General features: G+C 43.7%; 17 protein-coding genes. 9 read left to right on the forward strand and 8 right to left on the reverse strand.

The features are described from left to right. Positions 1–36 precede the first annotated feature (36 nt). Complete coding sequence (locus LRQ06_RS09680) at positions 37–963, reverse strand: glycosyltransferase family 2 protein (protein ID WP_232766132.1); 927 nt, start codon at positions 961–963, stop codon at positions 37–39. Then, positions 944–2,806 (reverse strand): hypothetical protein, encoded by a 1,863-nt coding sequence (locus tag LRQ06_RS09685; protein ID WP_232766133.1) that lies wholly within the window; start codon positions 2,804–2,806, stop codon positions 944–946. Before LRQ06_RS09685 ends, LRQ06_RS09680 begins: the two co-directional genes overlap by 20 nt. Positions 2,807–2,877: 71 nt before the next feature. On the opposite strand from LRQ06_RS09685, the gene epd reads away from it, so the two are divergent. From epd to fbaA, 3 genes are all read left to right on the forward strand, one after another. Next, positions 2,878–3,909, forward strand: coding sequence for an erythrose-4-phosphate dehydrogenase (gene epd / locus LRQ06_RS09690; RefSeq protein WP_232766134.1), 1,032 nt, complete (start codon positions 2,878–2,880; stop codon positions 3,907–3,909). Between the two features lie 143 nt (positions 3,910–4,052). Continuing rightward, on the forward strand, positions 4,053–5,216 hold the full coding sequence (locus LRQ06_RS09695; RefSeq protein ID WP_232766135.1) for a phosphoglycerate kinase: 1,164 nt from the start codon (positions 4,053–4,055) through the stop codon (positions 5,214–5,216). Between the two features lie 158 nt (positions 5,217–5,374). Beyond that, complete coding sequence (gene fbaA / locus LRQ06_RS09700) at positions 5,375–6,451, forward strand: class II fructose-bisphosphate aldolase (protein ID WP_232766136.1); 1,077 nt, start codon at positions 5,375–5,377, stop codon at positions 6,449–6,451. Between the two features lie 50 nt (positions 6,452–6,501). Here the strand turns inward: fbaA and LRQ06_RS09705 are convergent, their stop codons facing one another. From LRQ06_RS09705 to LRQ06_RS09715, 3 genes are all read right to left on the reverse strand, one after another. Then, positions 6,502–7,617: a sulfotransferase gene (locus LRQ06_RS09705; RefSeq protein ID WP_232766137.1), complete on the reverse strand. Its 1,116-nt coding sequence runs from the start codon at positions 7,615–7,617 to the stop codon at positions 6,502–6,504. 378 nt (positions 7,618–7,995) lie between these two features. Beyond that, entirely contained in the window at positions 7,996–8,253 is a 258-nt protein-coding gene (locus LRQ06_RS09710; protein WP_232766138.1) for a hypothetical protein, read from the reverse strand. Between the two features lies 1 nt (position 8,254). Next, positions 8,255–9,607 carry an arylsulfotransferase family protein gene (locus LRQ06_RS09715; protein WP_232766139.1) on the reverse strand — a complete coding sequence of 451 codons (1,353 nt, stop codon included), beginning with the start codon at positions 9,605–9,607 and terminating at the stop codon, positions 8,255–8,257. A gap of 231 nt (positions 9,608–9,838) precedes the next feature. Between LRQ06_RS09715 and mscS the strand changes: the two genes are divergently transcribed. After that, a complete protein-coding gene (mscS, locus tag LRQ06_RS09720; RefSeq protein ID WP_232766140.1) occupies positions 9,839–10,705 on the forward strand; it encodes a small-conductance mechanosensitive channel MscS in 867 nt (288 codons plus the stop codon). A gap of 68 nt (positions 10,706–10,773) precedes the next feature. On the opposite strand, the gene LRQ06_RS09725 is transcribed toward mscS, so the two are convergent. Continuing rightward, positions 10,774–11,394 carry a LysE/ArgO family amino acid transporter gene (locus tag LRQ06_RS09725; protein WP_232766141.1) on the reverse strand — a complete coding sequence of 207 codons (621 nt, stop codon included), beginning with the start codon at positions 11,392–11,394 and terminating at the stop codon, positions 10,774–10,776. Positions 11,395–11,505: 111 nt separating this feature from the next. On the opposite strand from LRQ06_RS09725, the gene LRQ06_RS09730 reads away from it, so the two are divergent. Continuing rightward, the gene (locus LRQ06_RS09730) at positions 11,506–12,402 is read left to right on the forward strand and encodes a LysR family transcriptional regulator ArgP (protein ID WP_232766142.1); all 897 of its coding nucleotides are present in this window, start codon (positions 11,506–11,508) and stop codon (positions 12,400–12,402) included. 98 nt (positions 12,403–12,500) lie between these two features. Further along, complete coding sequence (locus LRQ06_RS09735) at positions 12,501–13,193, forward strand: oxidative stress defense protein (protein WP_232767142.1); 693 nt, start codon at positions 12,501–12,503, stop codon at positions 13,191–13,193. Positions 13,194–13,273: 80 nt separating this feature from the next. On the opposite strand, the gene pykF is transcribed toward LRQ06_RS09735, so the two are convergent. Both pykF and LRQ06_RS09745 read right to left on the reverse strand, forming a co-directional pair. After that, positions 13,274–14,686, reverse strand: a complete 1,413-nt coding sequence (pykF, locus tag LRQ06_RS09740; protein WP_232766143.1) for a pyruvate kinase PykF — start codon at positions 14,684–14,686, stop codon at positions 13,274–13,276. A 694-nt stretch (positions 14,687–15,380) separates the two neighbouring features. After that, a complete protein-coding gene (locus tag LRQ06_RS09745; protein ID WP_232766144.1) occupies positions 15,381–15,752 on the reverse strand; it encodes a hypothetical protein in 372 nt (123 codons plus the stop codon). A gap of 296 nt (positions 15,753–16,048) precedes the next feature. On the opposite strand from LRQ06_RS09745, the gene LRQ06_RS09750 reads away from it, so the two are divergent. The 3 genes from LRQ06_RS09750 to LRQ06_RS09760 are packed head-to-tail and all read left to right on the forward strand — an operon-like array spanning position 16,049 to position 24,098. After that, complete coding sequence (locus tag LRQ06_RS09750; RefSeq protein ID WP_232766145.1) at positions 16,049–16,417, forward strand: hypothetical protein; 369 nt, start codon at positions 16,049–16,051, stop codon at positions 16,415–16,417. A 12-nt stretch (positions 16,418–16,429) separates the two neighbouring features. Then, positions 16,430–23,479: an RHS repeat-associated core domain-containing protein gene (locus tag LRQ06_RS09755; protein ID WP_232766146.1), complete on the forward strand. Its 7,050-nt coding sequence runs from the start codon at positions 16,430–16,432 to the stop codon at positions 23,477–23,479. Next, positions 23,469–24,098, forward strand: a complete 630-nt coding sequence (locus LRQ06_RS09760; protein WP_232766147.1) for a hypothetical protein — start codon at positions 23,469–23,471, stop codon at positions 24,096–24,098. The genes LRQ06_RS09755 and LRQ06_RS09760 overlap by 11 nt, the downstream gene beginning before the upstream one ends. The last annotated feature ends 9 nt before the right edge of the window (positions 24,099–24,107 follow it).

Genomic DNA, 24,107 nt, shown 5'->3' on the forward strand with positions numbered 1-24,107 from the left:
TTTCTTTTCTATCGGAATTATCCGGTGATGCCGGAGTCAGTGTCGATTCAGATAGTGAAGCAGTTTGGTTTCGACTCTCCCCCGGCTGACATTATCCAGAATCAATCCGGTAAATAGCGAAAGAATGGCAATAATGCCGATGCTGCTGGCCAGTATTGCAGTCGGAAACCGGGCCACTAACCCGGTTTCAATAAATTCAATGATAACCGGGATTCCCAGAGATAATGAAATCATGGAAAGGACGAAAGAGGCTGAAGCAAAAAATAGCAAGGGTTTCACGTCTCTTATCAAAAAGAAAATAAAACTTAGTATCCTGAATCCATCGGAAAACGTATTCAGTTTGCTCGTGGTTCCTTCCGGCCTGGCATGGTAAGTGGTCGGAACCTCAAGCATGGGAAATTTATGGTGTAGGGCATGGACGGTGAGTTCCGTTTCGATTTCAAATCCACTGCTGAGTACCGGAATGGTTTTTACGAAACGCCGGCTCATAACCCGGTAGCCGGAAAAGACATCTTGCAGTGATGCATTAAAAAATTTATTGATGAGATTTGAAAAAGCGATATTTCCTAAAATATGTCCGGTGGGGTAAGCCTTCTGGCTAACGGAACGGGTACCGACCACCATATCAAGCTGATTGTCGATCAGGGTTTGAATCAGTAATGGTGCGGCCTGAGGATCATAAGTGGCATCACCGTCAGCCATGATATAGATATCGGCCTCAACATCAGCAAACATTCGCCGGACCACTTCTCCCTTACCCTGATTCGGCTCTTTTCTGACGATTGCACCTGCATGACGGGCTTCCAGGATAGTATTGTCTGTTGAATTATTGTCGTAAACGTAAATAACGCTTTGTGGAAGAACGGTTTGAAATCCGGTGATGGTATTCGCAATAGCACCTTCTTCGTTATAACAGGGGAGTAAAACCGCTATTTTTAAGGAACTAAGATTGTCTACCGTCATTGTTATTCACCTTAAACAGGAAAAATCCATTTTCAGTGTGTTCTATTAATGTTAGCCAGGGTGGAATATGACCGTTATACAACTGATTGATAAGTGCGTCTTTATCAGAATAGATGCTAAATATCCGGCTGGCAGAGTACGGGCCGAACATAATGTAATTTATGTGATTGGCTTTTAATTTCTGATAACAGGCTGGCTGATTGGTGGATGTGAATAACTGAACTGCAAGCCGGTTTCCCCGGATGTTGCGATGATAAGGGGCAGCAATCACCTGATTGTTGGTTAACGCGATGATTTTGGCTCCATAGTCCAGTGGAGCGAGGATTTTGCCGTTGGAAATATGGTGCCTGTTTATCAGGGCGATAATTTCTGACCCCGTTAAACTTTTGGTAACTGCTGGAGACTCGTCTTTCAGAATGTCATTCAGATAGCTAAATAACAGGGCCAGAATCAGCGGGCTTAATAGCAGTGTTGTCAGTATCTTTAATATGGCTGAATGGAACCGTGAACAACAGCGGATGACAAAAAATGCCTGCAGAGGAATGGCAATCAGAAGCGTAATATTATTGGTTCGTATCTGCCAGAAAATAAAAGGAATGGCTAAAACAAGGAATAGGATATACACGAAGAATAGGGTGTCTTTTCTGTGTATAAAAAGAATCGATAAAAAGGCCGGTAGTAAAGGAAGGATGTAATTTTTATCGTTCAGTATGCCATCAGAAGACATGTAATCGAGCGTCGATTTTGCTTCGATGACATGTGAGAGCCAAAACCGGTTCAGTTCAGGCGGATATTGATAGTAAACCCCCAGAATGATTTCCGGATACCACAAAATAATGGGAAAAACAGAAAGGAGTCCAATTAGCAGATACACAAGAACGCGATTTTTTTTATATTGTTTTAAAACGTAAACTGAGAGCCGGCAGAACAGATATCCACAGCATAAAGAAACGAGATAAGCGATTGAGAGGCTATCTACGCGACTGGAAAAATATTCGCTGACAGGACGGTTCAGAGGAATAAAAACTGCACAAGATATGATGGCACTGGCACAAAGGCGCTGAACATAGAAGAGATAGCGGAGAGAGTGAAAATAGCCAAATAGGGTCAGCATAGTCAGTATGGAAACAAAAAAGATGATGTTTTCAATACCCACCCAGAAAGACACACCCAGTATTATGCCTTGTAGCATGGCATGGTTTTTCTTTTTGCATTCATAACGGTGGAATGGCGTTTGAGTCAGAAACAGAGCAGCAAGCATGAGTTGAATGTTGTGATGATCAATAGAACCCGGTAGAAATTTACCAATCACCATGGATGCGAAGGCAAACACAACGGCAGTAAAAGTGTATTGAGGACCGAAAATCCGGTAGGTAAATGTCCCGATGGCAAATAAAAAAATCACGAAGTACAAAGGCGGAACGGCGGACATGGCTATCGCTTCCGACATTTTCTCCGGCAGAAACAGATGGCATAAAAGTGTGATGCCGGCCAGTAAAAAGTCCGGGACTCTGGACCAGTGAAACAGAACCCCATCCTGCGGGTTAAACTGTGGTATCGGTTCGAGATACCAATGACCGTTCTTAAGCCAGGTTGTGAACTGAACATAACGCATGAAGTCATCGTTATCTTTTAAATCCATGGCCAGAACATCAGGGAAATGCTTGTAAATCAGTCCACAGAACAACAGAAGCCAGAGAATGAGCGTTGCTCTTGTCAGTTCTTTGTAAGAAGGGAAGGGCACTCTGGTAAACGTTTCGAATAAACCATTCATCATCGCTGAAATCGATAGAATAATTGCTGGTAATTTATTCAATATAGTCAACGAAATATCGGTCAGCAATGTCTCATTCCGTAAGTATTAGTGATAAGATACCGCCGATGTTAGGGAAAATAGAAAAATGAGAAGTAAAGATGTTAAGAGTTGCGATTAATGGTTTCGGACGCATCGGACGCAATGTATTACGGGCCGTTTATGAAAGTGGTAAAAATCAGCAAATAAAAGTGGTTGCGGTTAATGAGCTGGCAAAAGCAGAAGCGATGGCCCACTTGTTACAATATGATTCGACGCATGGGCGCTTTTTTAAAAAAGTCAGCCACAATCAGGAGCATCTTTATATTCATCATGAGGATGGAGAATTCGATTCTGTACGGCTTCTTCACATGTCAGAAATTAAATTGCTGCCCTGGGAAGATTTAGGCGTGGACATTGTACTTGATTGTACCGGTGTGTTCGGATGCCGGGACGATGGTCTTGAACATATAGGTGCCGGGGCAGAAAAAGTTTTATTCTCCCATCCGGGAAGCCGGGACCTGGACAATACCATTATCTATGGTGTTAACCATAATACACTTCTGCCGGAACATAAGATTGTGTCTAACGGGTCGTGTACCACAAACTGCATTGTGCCGATTATTAAAGTGCTCGATGAGTCATTTGGTATTGATTCCGGCACCATTACCAGTATTCATTCATCGATGAATGATCAGCAGGTCATCGACGCTTATCATGGAGATTTGCGAAGGACGCGTTCAGCAAGTCAGTCTATTATTCCTGTTGATACCAAATTGCATCTGGGAATTGAAAGAATCTTTCCTAAGTTTTCAAATAAATTCGAAGCGATTTCCGTTCGGGTACCGACAATCAACGTTACCGCGATGGACTTAAGCGTCACGATTAAGTCAAATGTGAAAGTTTCTGACGTAAATCAAACCATAGTAGAGGCATCTCAGTGTACATTACGTGACATTGTCGATTATACCGAAGAGCCTTTAGTTTCCATCGATTTTAATCACGATTCCCATAGTGCCATTGTGGATGGAAGCCAGACCCGGGTAAGTAACGGGCATTTGGTTAAAATGCTGGTTTGGTGTGATAATGAATGGGGATTTGCAAACCGAATGTTAGACACTGCAATTGCGATGAGTTCAGCAAAAGCAGAGTAGGCTTCGGTCGGGTGGGTTTATTTATTTTTAGTGTTGAAATAAATAAAATTGCCCCAAGTTATAACAGCAGTAACGTAAATTTATAAGCCCGGCAGGGTAGCCGGGCGTCTAAAACTTTTAATGACTATTTGAGAGGACTAAACATGTCTGTGATCAAGATGACTGACCTGGATCTGGCCGGTAAACGAGTATTTATCCGTGCTGACCTGAACGTGCCGGTAAAAGAAGGCAAAGTAACTTCGGATGCCCGTATCCTTGCATCTCTGCCAACGATTAAGCATTGTCTGGCTGCCGGCGCAAAAGTAATGGTAACTTCACACTTAGGCCGCCCGACCGAAGGTGAGTACGCAGAAGAGTTCTCTCTTAAACCGGTTGTTGATTACCTGAACAATGCCTTGGATTGTGACGTTAAACTGGCTCAGGATTATCTTGACGGATTAGAATTAAACGCCGGTGAAGTGGTTGTTCTTGAAAACGTACGTTTTAACAAAGGTGAAAAGAAAAACGACGAAGCCCTTTCTAAAAAGTATGCAGCACTTTGTGATGTGTTCGTTATGGATGCATTCGGTACAGCTCACCGTGCGCAGGCTTCAACTCATGGTGTTGGTATGAATGCTCCTGTTGCATGTGCCGGTCCTCTTCTTGCTAACGAACTGGAAGCACTGGCTAAAGCGATGGACAAACCAGCCCGTCCAATGGTTGCTATTGTTGGTGGTTCAAAAGTATCAACAAAACTGACCGTTTTAGAATCTTTGTCTAAAGTGGCTGATCAGTTGGTTGTTGGCGGCGGTATTGCCAATACCTTTATTGCAGCGGCAGGTCACAACGTGGGTAAATCCCTGTATGAAGCAGACTTAGTGGGTACTGCTAAGAAACTGATGACTGAATGTTCGATTCCGGTTGCAACTGATGTTGCCTGTGCAAAAGCATTTGACGAAAACGCTGAAGCTGAAATCAAAAAAGTGGAAGACGTTCAGGACGACGACATGATTTTCGACCTTGGTCCTGATTCAACAAAAGTTTTGGCTGATATTCTTAAAGATGCGAAAACTATCCTGTGGAATGGCCCAGTCGGTGTTTTTGAATTCAAAAACTTCGAAGCCGGTACCAAAGGTATTTCCGAAGCGATTGCATCATCTGAAGGCTTCTCAGTTGCCGGTGGCGGTGACACACTTGCCGCGATTGATAAGTTTGGCATTAAAGCAGATGTATCTTACATCTCTACCGGTGGTGGTGCTTTCCTTGAATTTGTTGAAGGAAAAGTCCTTCCTGCGGTTGAAATGCTGGAAGCACGCGCGAAAGCTTAATTATACACAGCGGGAGTCTTTTGACTCCCGCTCGCCTATCATGTTTGCTGCACATTGTTGGTTTATTTGCTAAACTTTCAGCACGGCAAACAGGGGTGTTTGCATATTTGTTATTTAACGAGTTTTATTTATAAAACGACAGAAAATAGGATCAACCCATGTCTAAGGTTTTTGATTTCGTAAAACCAGGTGTTATCACTGGTGATGACGTACAGAAAGTATTTGAAGTTGCTAAAGAAAACAACTTTGCAATTCCTGCAGTTAACTGTGTAGGTACTGACTCTGTAAACGCTGTTCTTGAAGCGGCTGCAAAAGTTAAGTCACCGGTTATCGTTCAGTTCTCTAACGGTGGTGCGGCTTTCTTCGCAGGTAAAGGCGTTAAACTGGAAGGTCAGGGAGCTCAGGTTCTTGGCGCAATTTCTGGTGCTAAACACGTTCACGCTGTTGCAGAAGCTTACGGTGTGCCAGTGATTCTACACACTGACCACGCGGCTAAAAAACTTCTGCCTTGGATCGATGGACTTCTTGATGCCGGTGAAAAACATTTCGCTGAAACTGGTAAGCCTTTATTCTCTTCTCATATGCTGGATCTTTCTGAAGAATCATTAGAAGAAAACGTAGAAACTTGTGTTAAGTATCTGGAACGCATGTCTAAAATGGGCATGACTCTGGAACTTGAACTGGGTTGTACCGGTGGTGAAGAAGATGGCGTAGATAATTCAGATATGGATGATTCTGAGCTGTATACTTCTCCTGAAGACGTAGCATACGCTTACGAAAAACTGATTGCAGTAAGCCCTCGTTTCACTATTGCAGCTTCTTTCGGTAACGTACACGGTGTATACAAACCAGGTAACGTTGTTCTGACTCCAACAATCCTTCGTGATTCTCAGAAATACGTATCAGAAAAATTCAATCTTCCTGAAAAATCTCTGAACTTTGTATTCCACGGTGGTTCAGGTTCAAGTGAAGCAGAAATTCAGGAATCTATCTCTTACGGTGTTATCAAAATGAACATCGATACTGATACTCAGTGGGCTACATGGGATGGTATTCGTGGCTACGAAGCGAAAAACCACGATTACCTGCAAGGTCAGATTGGTAACCCAACTGGTCCTGATGCACCAAACAAAAAATACTATGACCCACGCGTATGGCTACGTGCCGGTCAGGAATCTATGATTGCCCGTCTGGAAAAAGCGTTTGCTGACCTGAATGCAATTGACGTTCTTTAATCTATCGATTATCAGAACATGAAGAAGCCGCTCAATTAAGAGCGGCTTTTTTATTTGTCTGCTTCAATAACGTCAGCTCCTTTTGGGGGAGGGGATTGATTGGTCGTTGCGAGAAGGCATTTTGACAGCAGTTCCTGATATAAATGATTTGCCTCGGAAAGCAATCCGGCATCTGTATCATAGTCATGAAGGGAATGTGTGTTCGATGGTTTCAGGACGGCTACAGCCCGGTGACGTTCTTCATCACTTACGTTTATGTTCAGAGTGGATAATAAATGAGAGACAGACTGGCCCGGAGAACGACATAACGATTCATAGCAGATAAAGTGAAGGCTATCGAACTCAATAAGATATTTATACGCGGAAATCCAGTAATGAAGCCAGTAATTGATATTATCCGGCTGATAGTGGATGTCTTGTAGCTGAAAGCCAGGGAATGATATTGGTTTATGTAAGTGGCCAAATTCATAGTGTCCGATATCTTCCATATAACGTATAGAAAAGTTATCGTCGGTATGAATTTTGGTAAATAACCGATGTTTATCGAATAATGAATAAACGTGAGATATCGGGTGCCGGAAAGGGATTAAAATAAAGGAATCCGGGAACATATTTTTCAGAAGCGGGATTCTGGAGATATTAGCATTATTTTTGCTGAGATATCTGGCGCCTTTTACCGGTGACGTATAAAGACATTTTTTGATTTGAGTATTAAAAAACGTTTGAAAAGAGGAATCATTATCGGGCCATAAAGAAATTGAATCTGATTGAAACCTATCCGGGTAGTAGTGTTTCCATACAACCTCTTCAAACGCTTCTGGGCTGTTGTAGTCTATCTGGATACCGTCATTATGGGCTCTGAATATTGACGTGCGGTTTTTTCTGAATAATTTTGCTGCATAATTCCATATGACCGGATTCATGATAAATGGCATATTGCGGTAACTGTAGGAATATAATTGATCGCACCGGCTTAATGCCATAAGTAAAATGGTTGTTCCTGCTCTTGGTAATGATGTGATAAATACAGGTTTAGAAACAGGGATATTGGAATAATTCTTTGAGAAGAGTTCTGATTCAATATCGGATAAGAGAGCTTTTAAAGTCGTCGAGTGAAAGGCAAGATGATGCAAGCTTTTATCCAATAGTGAATACGTTATGTTCAAAACTTTCTCCTTTTCATTATCAGAAAGTAAACGATAAAATAAGCGGATGAAATGAGTAGTACTTCTGGTTTTTTAAAGAAACCTTCGACGGTATTGAATGCATTAAAGAATATTACAAATATAAAAAATGGAGATAGAATCAGTACAATAATAAGGCAGGATTTGGTTGTTAAAATCAAAGATGTTTTTAATAAACTGAATGATAGTTTTCTTATTTTTCTCTCTTTGTCTAAATCTGATATTTTACGGTCTTTTATAATAGACATGGACTTTCTGATTACACTGAACCCATCTTTTACATTGTTTATTATGTGTGTCTTTTCTATGGAAATAGAAAGTATGGCTATAGATATGAATAATAATAGCCAAAGATAAGCATCATTCATGATGAGTGTCATCTTGTTCCTCTGCTTCTTCTTTTTTTTCAATGTTGTTCTGATTTGGTTTGTGTTTTATTTTTTTTATCAGACGTTTTAATGGAAACCAAAATAAACCGATCAATAAGAGCAATATGGCGCCCAAAAAAGTAATCACACTGCCAAGCACGCTCAACCCCGCTCCGGGACCAACATAAGCATAAGACACCGGAGTGACGGATATTGTTATAAATAAGATCAGGACTCGCCATATCATCATCTCAATTTTCCTCTTTTGGTGAGCATTGTTTACCGGAAAGTAAGTAATCCCTATCAATTCGTTGTGAGTAAGAAATATTGGAGGCAAAGCGATTATCGTAATTCTGGATATATTCCCATGCAATGTCACCGGACGGGGTTAATTCGATAACCCTTCCTCTGGTTGACTCTGAAATTAAAGTATTGCCATTGGGTAATCGTTGGTGAGTCCCCATGATTCTGGTATAGAAGGCCGCGTTCTTATTTTTTGGCTGATACACGTCATAGGTCGAGTTCTGAGGATCATACGTTATCAGATTGCTGCCTTTGATTTTATTCAGGCTGAATTCCGGTCTGGAGTTATTAAATACGGTAATGTTGCCATCTTTTGTAATGTCCGGGTCATGCTGGAACAGCCATGGGCCGATGTTGTGCCATTTTAATTTCCCGGTTTTTTTATCTAAGATGGCCAGCATGTTCATCTGGCGCACTGAGATTAATAAGTCACCTTTATTTACATTTTTTATTTTGTCAGAGAGTGCGGATGTCACTATTTCAATATCATTGATATGTAATGGATCAAGGTGTGAAATTAAATGGCTAAAGAAAAAAGAGGATTCAATATTGGCATCGAATAGCGCTTTTAATATAGAGTATTCTGAAATTATCTTTCCATCAGGTGAGATCTTTAACGCTGTCTGATTATAGTGACTGGAAGTAAATAAATGATGTTCTTTTTCATCTTTAATGAGTTTATTTTTACTTCTATCTCCTACTAGATATCGTTTATCTGTATCCTCTATCAGATATCCGGAAGGAGCCCATATTGAACCATCTGAATCAATGGTAATGGAGTGGTGTGTTGGCCTGTTTAATTTCCAGATTAAATGAGAACAATAATCCAGTTTAATCATGCCTTTATAATTGATATTGATAAGTATTGAGCCATCTTTATATAAATGCAGCCCCTGAATGTGGTAATTTAATTTTGATTTTGGTATTTGGTAGCGCTTAAGGTGATGAGGTTCCGGCCAGAACTTAAAAAAATCGACATTCCACTTGTGTAACACATGCCCTTCCATATCGATTAATATGACCTGTGGGGTTTCATTAAAAGTACCCTGAAGAATGGTCCAACCCTGATAGGCCGTTTTTTTGTTATAAACCGTAACTCCTTCCTTATCATAGTATTTTTTTGACAGTATCAAGGGATGTGGATGAACATACTCATTCCAGACAATCTTTATCTTTACAAGGCTTTTCTGTATATACGGAAATGGTTCATACCCTGAAAGTGCAATTAACCCGCCGCAAACAAAGATCAGGATGGAATACGCCACTCTGGAAAACAGTTCGGGTATTGTGTCTTTACGCAAAAGAAAGCCTATCGTATCTGCCCATTTATAAAATTAAGCATAGTACCGATAATACAATCGTGGATAGGTGTCGGTAGAAAATGGTCTGTTTTCAGTATCAGATAAGTAACTGGTAGGTTTTATTATTGGTATGAATGAAATTTGCTAGTCAATATTGCCTTATTTGCTTACTCTATAAGTCTAAGAAATAGAAATTCACATTCTATAAATTTGTAATTAAGGAGAAAGTATATGGCTGGGGAATCGGTATCAGGTGTTGATACCCAGATAGTGAACAGTCTGGCAGATGTGAACCATTGGCTGACTGATAATTCCGATATTTTTATTCAGTATGGTGTTAATTTAATTTCCGCTATTCTGATTTTATTTATCGGGAATATTATTGTTAAAATTTTGGCAGGCAGTGTTGCCAAAGTTTTAAGTAAGAAATCGATGGATAAAGCCGTTGTCGATTTTATTCACGGACTGGTGAAGTACCTGCTGTTTGTTATTGTTCTGATTGCGGCATTAAGCCGGGTTGGTATTCAGACGGCCTCCGTTGTAGCGGTTATCGGTGCCGCCGGTTTGGCCGTTGGTCTGGCATTGCAGGGATCTTTGTCTAACTTTGCTGCCGGCATTCTGATCGTCGCCTTTCGTCCGTTTAAATCGGGTGATTATGTCGAAATTGGCGGAGTATCGGGTTCGGTCAGTTCCATTCAGATTTTTCAGACCGTCTTAACGACACCGGACAATAAGATGGTGGTGGTTCCTAACTCTTCCGTTATTGGTGGGGCCATCACAAACTATTCCCGTTTTCCTGAACGTCGTGTCGACTTGTTAATCGGTGTTTCTTACAGTGCCGATTTACAGAAAACGAAAGAAGTATTACAGAGTGTTGTTGAAGAGGATCCCCGGGTTCTGAAAAATAGAGATATTACTATTGGGGTTCATGAGCTTGCTGATTCGTCAGTGAATTTTGTGGTCAGACCCTGGGTAAAAACGGAAAATTACTGGCCTCTTTATTGGGACCTGATGCAAAACATCAAAGAGGCTCTGGATGAGCATGGTATTGAGATTCCTTTCCCGCAGATGGATGTTCATTTAAATAAAGTAGACTGATTGGATGACATGATCTGATTAACAATAAGCGGCCATTGAGCCGCTTATTTTTTTGAAGAACTTATTGTTTATCTGAAGAAATAGTGGGCAAGCTTGATTGCAAGCAGCAGCATAAGAACGGCAACGGCAATATCGAGCAGACGACGGACACCGGGGCGGCTTAAAACCGGCGACAGCTTTGCAGCCGCCATGGATAAGCTATAGAACCAGAGGAAAGACATGGCGATTGAGCCGACAGCAAAGGACAAGCGTTCGTTTCCGTTAAACTGACCGCCTATCGAGCCAAGAATTACAATGGTATCCAGATACAGATGGGGATTGAGTAATGTGATGGCAAGTGCCCCGCCAATGGCCGTAGCGCGGCTGTCCGTTTGGTTGTGGTTTACCGCTTCATCTCCGTTATTGTCCGTAAAGGCACTTTTCAATGATAAAAATGCATAAAAAAGTAAGAAAATGATGCCACCGGTGGTGATGATATTCAGTAATACCGGCCGGCTGGCTATCAGCTGCCCTCCGCCGAAAATACCGGCTGAAATAAAAATAATATCCAGAAAACTGTATACAGCAGCGATGGTTAAATGATGTTGTTTTTTGATTCCCTGATTTAACAGGTAGGCATTCTGAGCCCCGATTGGCATCAGAAGACTGGCGCCCATTCCCATTCCCTGTAGTAAAACGGCAAAATTCATACTTATTCACTCATTGTTTGTTTTTATTAACAGAGACAAACAGTAATCGTTTTATTAAAATAAATATAATTAATGATTTTAATTTATTATTAGTCACACTAATGGTGAAAAATGAAAGGTCTGGATTATAAGTGGTTAGAAGCGCTCAACGAAGTGATGGCACAACAGGGCTTTGAACCGGCTGCTGAAAAATTATTTATTTCTCAGTCCGCTGTCTCACAGAGAATCAAACAGCTGGAGAAATACGTTGCCCAGCCGGTGCTGGTCAGAGAGCAACCATTACGTTTAACTCCCGTGGGAAAAAAGTTAATCGGATTGTACCGTAAAGTCTGTGTGTTGGAAGAAGAGCTGTTACCGGAGCTCAAAAACGAACCGGTCACCACACCGGTGACGCTTAGCATTGCAGCAAATGCGGATGCTCTGGCAACCTGGCTGCTTCCTTCCTTATCTGGAGTGATGAAATCCGGTAAAGTGGAATTGGATATTAATATCCTGACGGAGTTCCGGGCGGCAGAAAAATTAAAAAATGGCGAAGTTTCCGGAGCGATCAGTCAGGAAAAAGACCCCATGCCCGGCTGCGTTTCCGAGTACCTTGGTCGGATCGATTACTTGTGTGTGGCCAGCCCGGCGTTTATTCAGCTCTATCTTACTGAAGGGGTCACAGCGCAGTCCTTAATGAAAGTCCCCGCAGTCCGTTTTGATCAATATGACACTATGTATAAAGAGTTTCTGATGACTCATTTTGGCGCGTTTGACGGCAATAACGTGTGTCATACCGTCAGAAGCTCTGAAGCCTTTGTCAGGCTCGCTTTGGAAGGAATGGCTTATTGTCTGATCCCACAGATTCAGATTGAAAAAGAGCTGGCAGACGGGCGGTTAATTGATATTACGCCGGGGAAAACCTACAGTTATCCTATTTACTGGCATCACTGGCAATTGGAGTCCGGTGTGCTCAGGGATGTGACACAAGCGATTACCGGCTTTACCCGCAGTCATTTACCTCAGTAAATAATACGTCAGAGTTATGTGATTTTATGATCGCTGCGCTTTTTGTGGTGGTATTTTTCTCTATTATGAGTGAATTACTGTTGAACAGGGAATTAATGATGAGATCGTTTTTTAAAGTCGTTTCACTGATATGCTTGTTTTATACCGGAGCTGTATTTTCTCAGTCCATTCCTTTTCCTCATATTATAACGACAGGTTACGGTGAAGTGAGCGTTGCACCGGATAGCGCGACGTTTTCGGCCGAAATTGAAAAGACCATGATGAACGCTGATCAGGCGAAAGAAAGTGTGGATGACGTGGTCGGTAAATTTTTGAGCCGCCTTTATAAAATGGGTATAAAGAAAAAAGACATCAGCAGTTCCAACCTGTATTTAGCACCTCAGTATTATTACCCGAAAGACGGCAAAGCACAGTTGATGGGGTATAAAGCCCGACGGAAGATAACCGTGAACGTGAATGATCTCAGCCAGCTGAATGACTACATTGACACAGCAATTGATTCGGGGCTTAACCGGGTTCAGAACATACAGTTAAAAATAAAAGACGATCAGAAATACATCGAACAGGCCAGATTAAACGCCATTGAGGATGCCGGTCAGAAGGCCCGTTCTTTAGCCAAAGGATTTAAACGATCTCTGGGGGCGGTCTGGCAGGTGACGTATAACAACAGAAGTACGTCTCCGGTGATGATGAAAACCCTGTCAGCAAAAGGGGAGTCTGTCCGGGATTCTTATCAGGATTCACACATCGTTATAAGAGACAGTGTGGACGTGATCTACAAGCTTAATTAATCAGGTTTACCTTGTGGGTAAATAAAAAAACAGGGACTGAGAAGCCCCTGTTTTTGTTGCTCTGTGCAGATGCCGACAGTTTACAGTACGTGTACTGATGTTGTGTTGGTTGTACCGGAAGCAACCAATGCGCCGGATACCATAACAACGATGTCGCCTTTTTTACCCAGTTTGGTTTCAAGCGCTCTCTGTTTACCTAAGTGGTAGAAAGAGTCAGTACTTTCAATTGAGTCAACAACGATAGGACGAACACCTTTGGTCAGTACTAACTGAGCCGCAGTTTTCTTGTTAGTTGTTAATGCAAGAATGTTTGCTGTAGGGAAGTACTTACGGACTGAACGTGCAGATTTACCCGCTTCAGTTGCAACGATAATAAGAGGAGCGGCCAGTTTTTCTGCTGTATCCACCGCGCCTTTACATACCGCTTCAGTGATACGAAGACGTGGGCTGTCAAGACGATCACTCAGTTCCGCTTTCAGCGCACTGTCAGTACGGTTAGCAATCTGAGTCATGATAGTAACGGCTTCAACCGGGTATTTACCTTTCGCGGTTTCACCGGAAAGCATAACAGCATCAGTGCCATCCATGATCGCGTTCGCAACGTCACCGGCTTCTGCACGGGTTGGACGAGGGTTTTTGATCATTGAGTCCAGCATCTGAGTGGCTGTGATAACGGTTTTACGGGCACGGTTACATTTTTCGATCATCATTTTCTGAGCGAAAATAACTTCTTCCGGTGGAATTTCAACACCCAGGTCACCACGGGCAACCATGATACCGTCAGACAGTTCTAAGATCTCATCAAAGTTGTCCACACCTTCCTGGTTTTCAATTTTTGAAATGATGTGGATGCTTTCACCGCCGTTGGCGTCCAGAATTTCACGAATTTCCTGAACATCCGATGCTTTACGGATGAAAGAAGCTGCAACGAAATCAACGCCCTGTTCACAACCGAATTTCAGGTCGTTTTTATCTTTTTCAGATAACGCAGGAAGGCTGACTTTTACGCCGGGAAGGTTAACCCCTTTATTTTCGCCCAGCGCGCCGTTGTTCAGTACGGTGCATTTTACTTCTTTATCTGTAAGGCCAATGACTTCCATTTCAAGCAAACCATCATCAACAAGAATGGTATTACCTACTGATAAGTCAGATGCAAAGTCAGCGTAAGTAACGGCTACTTTATTTTTGTCGCCGATAACGCTTGAATCGGTTGTAAACGTAAATTCCTGTCCGGCAACCAGATCAACGTCTTTGCCGCCTTCCAGTTTGATGGTACGGATTTCAGGACCTTTAGTATCAAGTAAAATAGCAAGGGTTTTACCTGTGTTTGCCATTACCTGGCGGAAATTTTTAATGCGGTTTCCATGCTCTTCGTAATCTCCGTGAGAGAAGTTAAGCCGCATAACATTCATGCCTGCTTCGACAAGTTCTGTCAGCTTCTCTAGTGATTCAGTTTTAGGGCCAATCGTACAAACGATTTTGGTCTTTTTCATGGAAGATGTTCTCCGGTATACAATCATCAATTTTTAATTGGATATTTTAAGTGTTGCTATTGAAGCGGTGGCCTTCTTCTTTCTGAAAACCGGATATTTGTGCTTATCAATAGGGCATTTAAAATATGAAAGTCTTTCAGAATTTAAGTCATTTTTTAACTGCTTTTTATGACCAATAGCGAAAAAAAACCGCAAAAATTGACCAATTCCTCGATTTCTTACCATCTGATTCGGTAAGTAAACTGTCAATTTTGTAATTTTTTTTCTTTTGCGACGCGAATTCTAGCACTTTATGAGAAGAATATCACTTGTTATTAATTGTCACAGGACAAGGTTTTAGTCCTAATTATTAATTTTTACCATCGAAATAAATAAACAAAACGGGTTTCATTTCAACGCTTTTTATTTTTATTTCAAAACTTATTTTGTGATATTAACTATTGAACCGAAAGTTAATAAAGCCACAACGTTTCCGGATTACCCGGACAAATAGCCGGGGTATTGTGAATGAAGGCGGTCTGTTTTGAGGTGATACCCATTTAAAAAGTAATGGTAAGTTTTGAACCGAAAGCTAAGTGGTTAGTCGTGTGAAGAAATTTGTAAAAGGTTGTCACAAAATGCAGCACAGAAAAGGGTTGGGTGCTCTAATAAGGCATTTGGCAAAAAATGCCTTATTGAGGGGGATTGGTGTAATTTATTTACTCAGGCTGATAAAGTCTCCCGCTTTACCATGGAAAATATGCCCATCAGTAAGGCCGCAGTTTGAGTAATATGTTTCCCAATTAGAGGTTGCTTTTATGTGCACCTCTAAATTCTGAGCAAACGCCATATAAATCATAGAAGCAGTAATATTACTATCATAATCTGTGGCTGTTGAATTGTAAAAGTTGGCATAAATTCCGAACCATTTTCCATCGATTTTAAATACTAGAGTTCTCATCCAATTTCCACTATTTTCGTGTCCAGTACCACAAATTTGAATCTGCTCAATCGTACCGGTGGCTTCTTCGGCAAAGGTTAGGGGAGCCGCTACCAGCAGCAATACACATAACATCAGTTTTTTCATCTTCGAATCCTGTTTTGTCTTTTATTTATGGACTGAATTGTGCGAACCCCGGTTTCTCACGCGTTACATCGGTTACCAGCCAGGGAACATCCATAAAAGTCAATAATTGGCTGAATAGTATCAATTTTCCCGTGAATAGGTTGATAAAAAAGACAGACAATTGACATTGTTTTGACAATGGTCAACTTGCCATCATTATTGGGTTGATGAATGCCAGTGCGGTTCATTATTATGCCATCGCACTAATAGGGTGAAAGCGCTGATGGGTTCAGACTGAGTAAATACGGGGTAACAGGGTGAGATACAAAACAGGAATTTGGATTGCCGGTTGTCTGGTCGTTGCCGGTGGAGCGCTATGGATGTATTGCCATACAGAGAGCCAGCGACAACCCCCGCTCTCTTCTTCGGAAGATTCACGTTCAGAGCCGGATGAATCTTCTCCATCTGCCCGCACCACCTTGTTGAGTAAAGATGCCGAATATCCGGTGCCCGTCATCCAGCTTCAGAAGGAACTGACTCACGATTTGGTGATGGAAGCGGCGTCTGATTTTCCGGTTATCAATGATGACAGAGACGTCTCTGCCGGTTCCGGTACCGATGCCGGTGAAAAATTACAAACTTTGCGCCGCCGCCTTAGCGAGCTGCAGGCTTTAAACAAACAATAAAAACGTCCTATTATGCTACCAATTAATGTCAGAAGTGGTTTCTTCCTTTCTCTGTTTTCGTCTTTGCTGCTGTCTTTTTCCAGTCCGGCCTTGGCGGTATCGTCCGGTGGTGGACGTACCATTCAGTTGTCCGGACAGTATCAGACTCAGGGGGGACAGGCGACGTACGTTTTGCCGGTCGATGTTGCGCCGGGCCGGGCCGGATTTCAGCCGGAACTGAGTTTGTCGTATCAGAGTGATGGTTCAAACGGCTTGCTGGGGATGGGGTGGCAGCTTGATGGCATTTCGGTGATCAGTCGGTGTGGTCAGAACCGGATTACCGACGGACACTGGCGGGGCGTGAATTTCAACAGTGATGACCGGTATTGTCTTGATGGTCAGCGTTTAATTGCGATCACGGGACGGGATGGGGGAAACCGGACCGAGTACCGGGTTGAAAAAAACGGTTATAAAAAAGTCGTCTCCTACGGTTCACTTTCCGGCGGGCCTGAATATTTTAAAGTCTGGAGCAAAGACGGTTCGGTGCGTGAGTATGGTGCGACCGGCGATTCCCGCGCCGTGTTATCCGGACAGGGGCTGGTTTATCAGTGGCGGATAAGCAAACAAACCGATCTTTCCGGTGAAAACCACATTCACTATCAGTATGAAACAAAAGAACAATCTGATGTCCCGCTATTAAGTGAGATTTCTTACACCGGCGGGAAGCTTTCTTTTACCTATGAAGAACGTACGGACAAACGGGCCTTTTATCTCTATGGCGGTAAACTGACAAAAAATTACCGTTTGAGCAGCATTACCACGTATGACAGCGCACTGGCCGCGATTGGTGATTATAAGCTGACCTACGATTATGCAAGCGGCACAAAGCGCAGCCTGCTTCAGAAGGTTCAGTTTTGTGCCACCGGCGGTTTGTGTTCCACACCGGTCCGTTTTGAATGGCAAAGTCAGGATCGTGTTGAGCTGAGCACCCGGGAAGGCACGTCCTTTAAAACCCCACAACTGTATGATGCTAACGGTGACGGTCAGGCCACATTTTACGGCGTGTTGGATCAGAACGAAACAACCGGGAAAATGAAAGTCATGGATTTGCAGGGGAAAACCCACCAGTCTGTGATGTCTTATGCTCTGAGCGGCAATTCGTTTAATCCAACGCTGAAATTCAATCAGTGCAAATACAATGTTGGTGCCAGTTATCTGAATGAGAACGGTGAGTATAAGCCTTACTGTCAGTTCAGTACCTGCAGTGGAGATTCCTGTCAATATGCCTCCAAAGGCGTCAATGCCGGTGATTTTGATGGTGATGGCACCACAGAGACGGTGGCCGGTTATCTGGTGGCGGATTTTAACGGCGACGGACGGGACGATAAACACCGGTTTGATATTCCCGGAGGCGGCTATAAATATCTCATTTCCGGTGGCGAAACCGGGACATTGCCGTCTGCCGGAACTCAGGTACTGAAAGTGCTGGGGGATATTAACCAGGATGGGTATCTGGATGTGGTGATGGGGCCGTCGACAGGCAGTGATTACCTGTCTGTTTACCTGTTTGACGGAAAGCGGTTTTTATCACCGGTTAAACTGTCAAACAAGGTAAAACACGATGATATTATCGTGTTGGGTGACATGAATGGAGATGGCTATCCTGAGCTGGGTGTGGGCGGCAAGTTTTACCTTAACCGGTTTGGCGAATTGTCCGATCAGGTGCTGTTTGATACTCATCAGCAGCTCTATGCTTTAAATGATATCAATGGTGATGGCTGGCTGGATATATTAAGCCGCACTGCTAAGACCGCCAAAGTCGATAAGCAACTGTCGGTTCCTCAGGTTCAGGATAAAATCACCGCTATCGGGGAATTTGGTGTCCGTTATCAAATTACATATCTGCCGGCCAGCGATCCGGAAGTGAACACATTCGTTGCCAGTGATGCTTTCCCGGTTCAGAGTATGACCCCGGCCCGGTATCTGGTTTCGGCGGTGGAGAAGAAGCCGGAAGGATACGACCCAATTTCGTATCACTATTTGTATCAGGGGGCTAAGGTGCATCTTACCGGTGGCGGTTTCCTCGGATTTGAAAAGATAACCGAGACAGAAACCGCCACCGTCACCACCAAAACGGAAACCACTTACGAACAGACCAACCTGCATAATGTGGGCAGCCCGTTAACGGTCCGGATCTATAAAAACGATTATCTGGTGTCATCGGTAACGTATCAGTATCAGGACATCAGTCATACGGGACTTACGGCGGATTATTTTCAGGTGTTTGCGTCTGACATCGTAAAGAAGCAGTATCAGCCACAGGATGACGGTGCGGTGATCAAGCAGGAGACGATCACCCAACAAATGGATACGTTCGGCAACATCACCAAAGAAGTTCATCAGTACAGCAGTGATGTGTCCGGAGCCGGAAGTTATACCCGTACCACGGTGAGTGATTATGTCTCGCCGGGCAGTAACCAGAATAACGCCGTGTATCAGTCTGAGATCCAAACCCAGAGCAGTGAAACTACGTCGCTGCCGGATTATCCGGCCGGAATGGGCCGGTACTGTACCGAAAGTGGTGAGGTGTATTTTAAACCGAACGATCTGGTGGTGCTGATAGGCGTTCAGGTGATCACGCCGGTGATTGCGAAACAGTACGACCAGTATTTCAAATACGTTTTCTCAGAGATGACGAATGCCGGTAATGGCGTCAGTACTCATACCGGAAAGCTGGTCAGTGTTTCTCAGTCGGAATTTGAACATGCACAAACCTATGCCTGCGGCGATGTCAATGTATCTGAAGATACGGCTGCCGGTGTCACTAAGCTGGTTTCGGTAAAAACCGTATCGGCAGAGCTGATAACAGAAACGCCCGGGCGGTTCTGGCGCCTTTCTGCCCCTTCTCATCAGACAACCACGATAACCGATAACAGCAGTGGATTATCTCATACCACCCGCACCGGTTTTACCTATACCGATAAAGGGTTATTAACCAACCGTACGGTTTCCGGTTCCGATTACGGCAGTCAGTTGATGTCGGGCGATACGCTGACGGAACAGTATCAGTATGACAGCTGGGGCAATGTATCGGCTCACACGGTGTCGGGTACCGGAGTCAGTGCCCGGACAACCCGTTATCAGTATGGCAGTAATGGTCTTTATCTGAGTTCGGCTTCGAATGCTGCGGGGCATACGACAACCAGTACCTATAACAGCAGAGGATTACTGACCCGTACGGTCAGTGCGCTGAAATCCCGGACATCGGGTTACCATTATGATGATTTTGGCCGGGTCGTCACCGAAACGCTTCCGGGCAAAAATAATCAGGTGACGTATGCGTATTCTCTGGGGACGGATTGCCCTTATTCAACGGATCAGACAGTCAGTTGCTCGGTGACTAAGGCCACTTCCAGAGGTTCGGCGATCACTTTGTATGATTACGCCGGGAGAGAAATCCGGAAACTGCATCAGGCATTTAATGGTCAGTGGGTCAGTGTCAGTACCGGATGGGATACCAGCGGGCGCAAGATAATGGTGAGCCGCCCCGCGTTTGTCAGTCAGAAAAGCAAGGCGGCTTATGTTACGTTCCGCTATGACATACTGGACCGGGAAACCGAAAAATCAGAGCCCTCTGCGACGGGAAACCGGGCCGTTTATCGTTCTTCGTACAGTGGTCTGACGACCACCAGTACCGATGCCAAAGGCAACAAACATTATATTACGTACGATGTAATGGGTTATGTGCAGCGTAAAGATGAACCACTGAGCGCTTATCAGACGTATCAGTATTACCCTGACGGAAAACTCAGAAGCAGTACGGATTCAGCGGGCAACACGACGCGGATTACCTACGACGGGCTGGGTTACCGCAGAACGCTGGATGATCCGGATATGGGCAAGTGGCAGTACGTTTATAATGCGTTGGGTGAACTGACCTACAAGCGTGATGCCAATGGTATTGTCACCCGTATTAGTTACGACACACTCGGCCGGAAAGTCAAACAGGTTGAGGATGGTCATATCTCTGTCTGGCAGTACGATGGTAACGGTGCTCCGGGCACTCTGACCCGGTTTGCCGGTTATGGAAACACCACTCAGTATTCGTACAACAGTTCCGGCTTGGCAGATAAGGTGTCGGTGACGGCTGAAAATGAGCGTTTTTCTACCCGGTATGTCTACGACGGGCTTGAGCGGGTAACCCGTGAAATTCGTCCTAATGGCAGCAACAAAGATCAGGCATCGTCGTCTTCATCGGACACACTGGCAGTTGAGTATGTTTATAACCCTCATGGTTACCTTTCGGCTGTCCGCAGCCCCCGCAGCAGTGCGGATGAAGAATTTACCAGTGAAAAATTCCGGACGGAAATCCGTCAGTTGCTGGATCAGGTGTTAGCAAAAGCCAATGAATATCTGACGAAAGCCGAGCGTTATCACAGTCAGTATCAGCTATACAGCCAGCAGGCCAAAGCGTTTCGCGAAAAGACCACCAACAAACATCAGCTTGATAGTGCATCGGTCGCTCTGTTAGGAAAAGAGCATAAGTTTCAGCAATGGTGCAGTGATGACGGTGAATGTTATCTGCTTCCGGTTGGCTGGTCGCTGATCGGTGTGAATGTCTCCGTTCCGGTTGAAGCGGTGATTGGGGATGATGTATACCGTATGGATACCATTTACAGCGGAACAGACAGCGCGGGAAACCGTTTGTTTTCGGCCTCTTTGCAGCGTGTCAGTGTCAGCGAGTTCAAGAGTCTGACGCTGACCCGCCAGCACGATTTTGTGGTGTCCCGTTCCGGTGGGACGGTTTCGCTGATCAGTGATGAAGACGTGTACGTTGCTGAGGTTAGCAGCAGTACCAGACAGGAACTGCTGTATACTGCAGAGGATTTGGATGAGGCCGCAACGCTGGCCAAAACAAAACAGAAATTCTTTACGACGCTGGCCGAAAAACTGATTACGTTATCTGAAAAAGTAGCGGCACTGAGTGGATTGTATTGTCAGGATGCTCAGAAACTCGGTGGTCAGCACAGCAGTCTGGCCGGGAAGTGGGGAACCTGTGCCAAACCGACCGGTTACGGTCAGGCGGATACCCTGCAACTGATACTCGATCAGTCTGAGCTGGAAGCCTCCAAAGACAGTCAGGCGTACATTTATTACTGGCAGCGAACGGATACCGATGCCTACGATCATACGTTATCGGAAATTTTAGGTAATGGTCTGGTCAATGAGTATCAGCATAATGCGGCAACCGGCCAGCCGGGTATCATCCGGACCCTGAACAGTGGAAAAAGCATCCGGGCTCTGTATTACCGGTACGATGAGCACAATAACGTGACATACCGGTACGATGAGGAGCTGGGCATTACAGACCGCTGGACGTATGACGCGCAGGACCGGGTCATCAGTAACCGGATTGCGCTGGTGACTCAGAACCAGCACGGAACGGATAACCCTGATTTTGCACAGCCGTTTGAGTACCGTTACGACAAACTGGGTAACCTGACCTTTAAAACTAATATTGGCGACCTGACCTACAACAATAAGAAAGCCGGGCCTCATGCGGTAATCAAAGCCAATGGCCTGACGTATCAGTACGACAGTGTCGGGAATATGCTGCGGGCGTATAAGACCGGTACCAGTTCCGATGAGCGGACACTGACATGGACGCCTTTCAATAAACCGTCCGTTATCCACCGTAATGGTAATGAAGTGGAATTTCGTTACGATGCCAATCACAACCGTTACCTGAAAAAAAGCAGCGACGGCACCGAAACGTTCTACTTCGGGAAAACCTACGAACGGATTGTTAATGCCAAAACCGGCGAAACTCAGCATAAGCATTTTGTTTATGCTGACGGTAAACTGATTGCCCTGAATACCCAAATCCGGGACAAAGAGAATAAGCTGAAAAATAAGCAGGTTCGTTACCTTCATTACGACGCGTTGAACTCGGTAGATATGATCACCGATGGCTACGGCAATGTGGTGGAGCGTCGGAGTTACGATACCTGGGGCAAGCAGAGAAAAGTGCTCTGGCGCAGCAGCAGCGCTTCCGAATTGATTCAGGAAGTGATCACCAACAGGGGCTACACCGGCCATGAGGAGATCAAAGAAGTCGGGCTGATCCATATGAACGGCCGGGTTTACGATCAGGAACTGGGCCGCTTCCTGAGTGCCGATCCGCACATTCAGGCGCCGTTTTTAGTCAACAGCTTTAACCGTTATTCGTATGTGATGAATAATCCGTTGAAGTATGTGGACCCGACCGGGTTTAGTTGGGTTGGAGGGGAAACGTGTAATGTAAGTACTGGTGAGGGCTGTAAAACCAGTAAAAGTCCTTCTTCGCCAGATAATGGAGGGAACAATGATGATAATCATCAAGGCAAGAAGGCAGAGGAAAGTAAGACAACAAGCGATGTTTCTGCAAAAGAAAGTGTAGTTGGTAGTGATACCAATGCGGATTCCGGCGGAGATGAACAAAAAGAAAATGACTTAGTGGGTAGCACAGTCTCTGATGATTCAGGGTTTGGCTACGGCATCTCTCAATCTGTATGGGATTTTACTAAAGATGTACTCAATGTTGTTGTTGAATCAGCTATTCCATCGGGCGAAGAAATGGCTGTTTATACAGGACTTGGTGAAATAGCGCTTGTAACTCCAGGTCCTTTTGATGACGTGGCTCTTGGTGTCGGAATTTTGGGTCATAGAGTTGTCAAAGTTGTTGATAGCTTATATCATTTTTCTATAAATAGATCTAAATTTGTTATAAATAAAGGCATATGGACGTCATCTCGCGTAGGTGCTGTCAAAACCGATCATATTTTTTCCAAGAAACATATCAAAAATGGAATTATGGATCTTGGAGCATCACCGGATGATATTTTATCCAAGGGACGAGATATACTGACACGATTTGATCAAAGTGGTCAGTTAAAGGAAGGTTCTAACATGATCAATACCCGCATGAATGGTTATGATGCGACAGTTAGAGGAACTTTTAAAGACGGTAGATTACAAAGTATGAATATTATGAAGGGCCATAGTGCTCCCAAAAAAGGATGGAATGTAGTCAATGACTTTTGATCTTGATATAGCTATATCGTTTGCTTTGAAAGAAGATGATGATCAGCAATTATTGGAGTTACTTTCCCGATCTCATCGTCTTAAGTTAAGTGTTGTACACAGTATGGCATATGCATTAATGGAAATGATGCCTCCTTTTGAAAATTATGATTTAGCAACTGATGTGTTGAAAGGATGGTTCGGTACAAATTCAGAAAAAATTGCTGCTATATTTTGTGGCTATATATACGTTAATCTACAGCCATTTGATGATAGTTTTGTCAATATTTTGGATAAATATAGTGATTGCTCGGTTGCGAATTATATTCTTGCCTTGTATTTTGACTATGAAGGCGATGTTGATCAGGCCAAAAAACATATTGACTCATCAATAGCTTTACGACATTTTCCTAATAACCTCCTTTTCAAGTTATCATTGTATTCTAACAAATTAAACGATGAGAAAAGGGACCTGTTCAAGAGAGAGGTGTTTAGGTTAGTAACAGATAAACAATACGAGTTATCATCTGCACCTATTGATGTAGATAGCTTGGTAGACTCCTACATGAGTGAACTAGTATTAGGTACTTATATGACGAGTGTAAACTGGGGTATTACAAAGGAAAAGTATCATTTATAAATCATCTAA

The organism is Vibrio salinus, from assembly GCF_021272385.1.
Lineage (GTDB): Bacteria > Pseudomonadota > Gammaproteobacteria > Enterobacterales > Vibrionaceae > Vibrio > Vibrio salinus.

What these genes read in the sequence shown, in the direction of transcription:
- LRQ06_RS09745 (WP_232766144.1), bottom strand. Translation starts at nt 15,752, where the DNA reads ATGAAAAAACTGATGTTATGTGTATTGCTGCTGGTAGCGGCTCCCCTA.
- LRQ06_RS09680 (WP_232766132.1), bottom strand. Translation starts at nt 963, where the DNA reads ATGACGGTAGACAATCTTAGTTCCTTAAAAATAGCGGTTTTACTCCCC.
- LRQ06_RS09755 (WP_232766146.1), top strand. Translation starts at nt 16,430, where the DNA reads ATGCTACCAATTAATGTCAGAAGTGGTTTCTTCCTTTCTCTGTTTTCG.
- LRQ06_RS09760 (WP_232766147.1), top strand. Translation starts at nt 23,469, where the DNA reads ATGACTTTTGATCTTGATATAGCTATATCGTTTGCTTTGAAAGAAGAT.
- LRQ06_RS09725 (WP_232766141.1), bottom strand. Translation starts at nt 11,394, where the DNA reads ATGAATTTTGCCGTTTTACTACAGGGAATGGGAATGGGCGCCAGTCTT.
- epd (WP_232766134.1), top strand. Translation starts at nt 2,878, where the DNA reads ATGTTAAGAGTTGCGATTAATGGTTTCGGACGCATCGGACGCAATGTA.
- LRQ06_RS09695 (WP_232766135.1), top strand. Translation starts at nt 4,053, where the DNA reads ATGTCTGTGATCAAGATGACTGACCTGGATCTGGCCGGTAAACGAGTA.
- mscS (WP_232766140.1), top strand. Translation starts at nt 9,839, where the DNA reads ATGGCTGGGGAATCGGTATCAGGTGTTGATACCCAGATAGTGAACAGT.
- LRQ06_RS09710 (WP_232766138.1), bottom strand. Translation starts at nt 8,253, where the DNA reads ATGATGATATGGCGAGTCCTGATCTTATTTATAACAATATCCGTCACT.
- LRQ06_RS09730 (WP_232766142.1), top strand. Translation starts at nt 11,506, where the DNA reads ATGAAAGGTCTGGATTATAAGTGGTTAGAAGCGCTCAACGAAGTGATG.
- LRQ06_RS09735 (WP_232767142.1), top strand. Translation starts at nt 12,501, where the DNA reads ATGAGATCGTTTTTTAAAGTCGTTTCACTGATATGCTTGTTTTATACC.
- fbaA (WP_232766136.1), top strand. Translation starts at nt 5,375, where the DNA reads ATGTCTAAGGTTTTTGATTTCGTAAAACCAGGTGTTATCACTGGTGAT.
- pykF (WP_232766143.1), bottom strand. Translation starts at nt 14,686, where the DNA reads ATGAAAAAGACCAAAATCGTTTGTACGATTGGCCCTAAAACTGAATCA.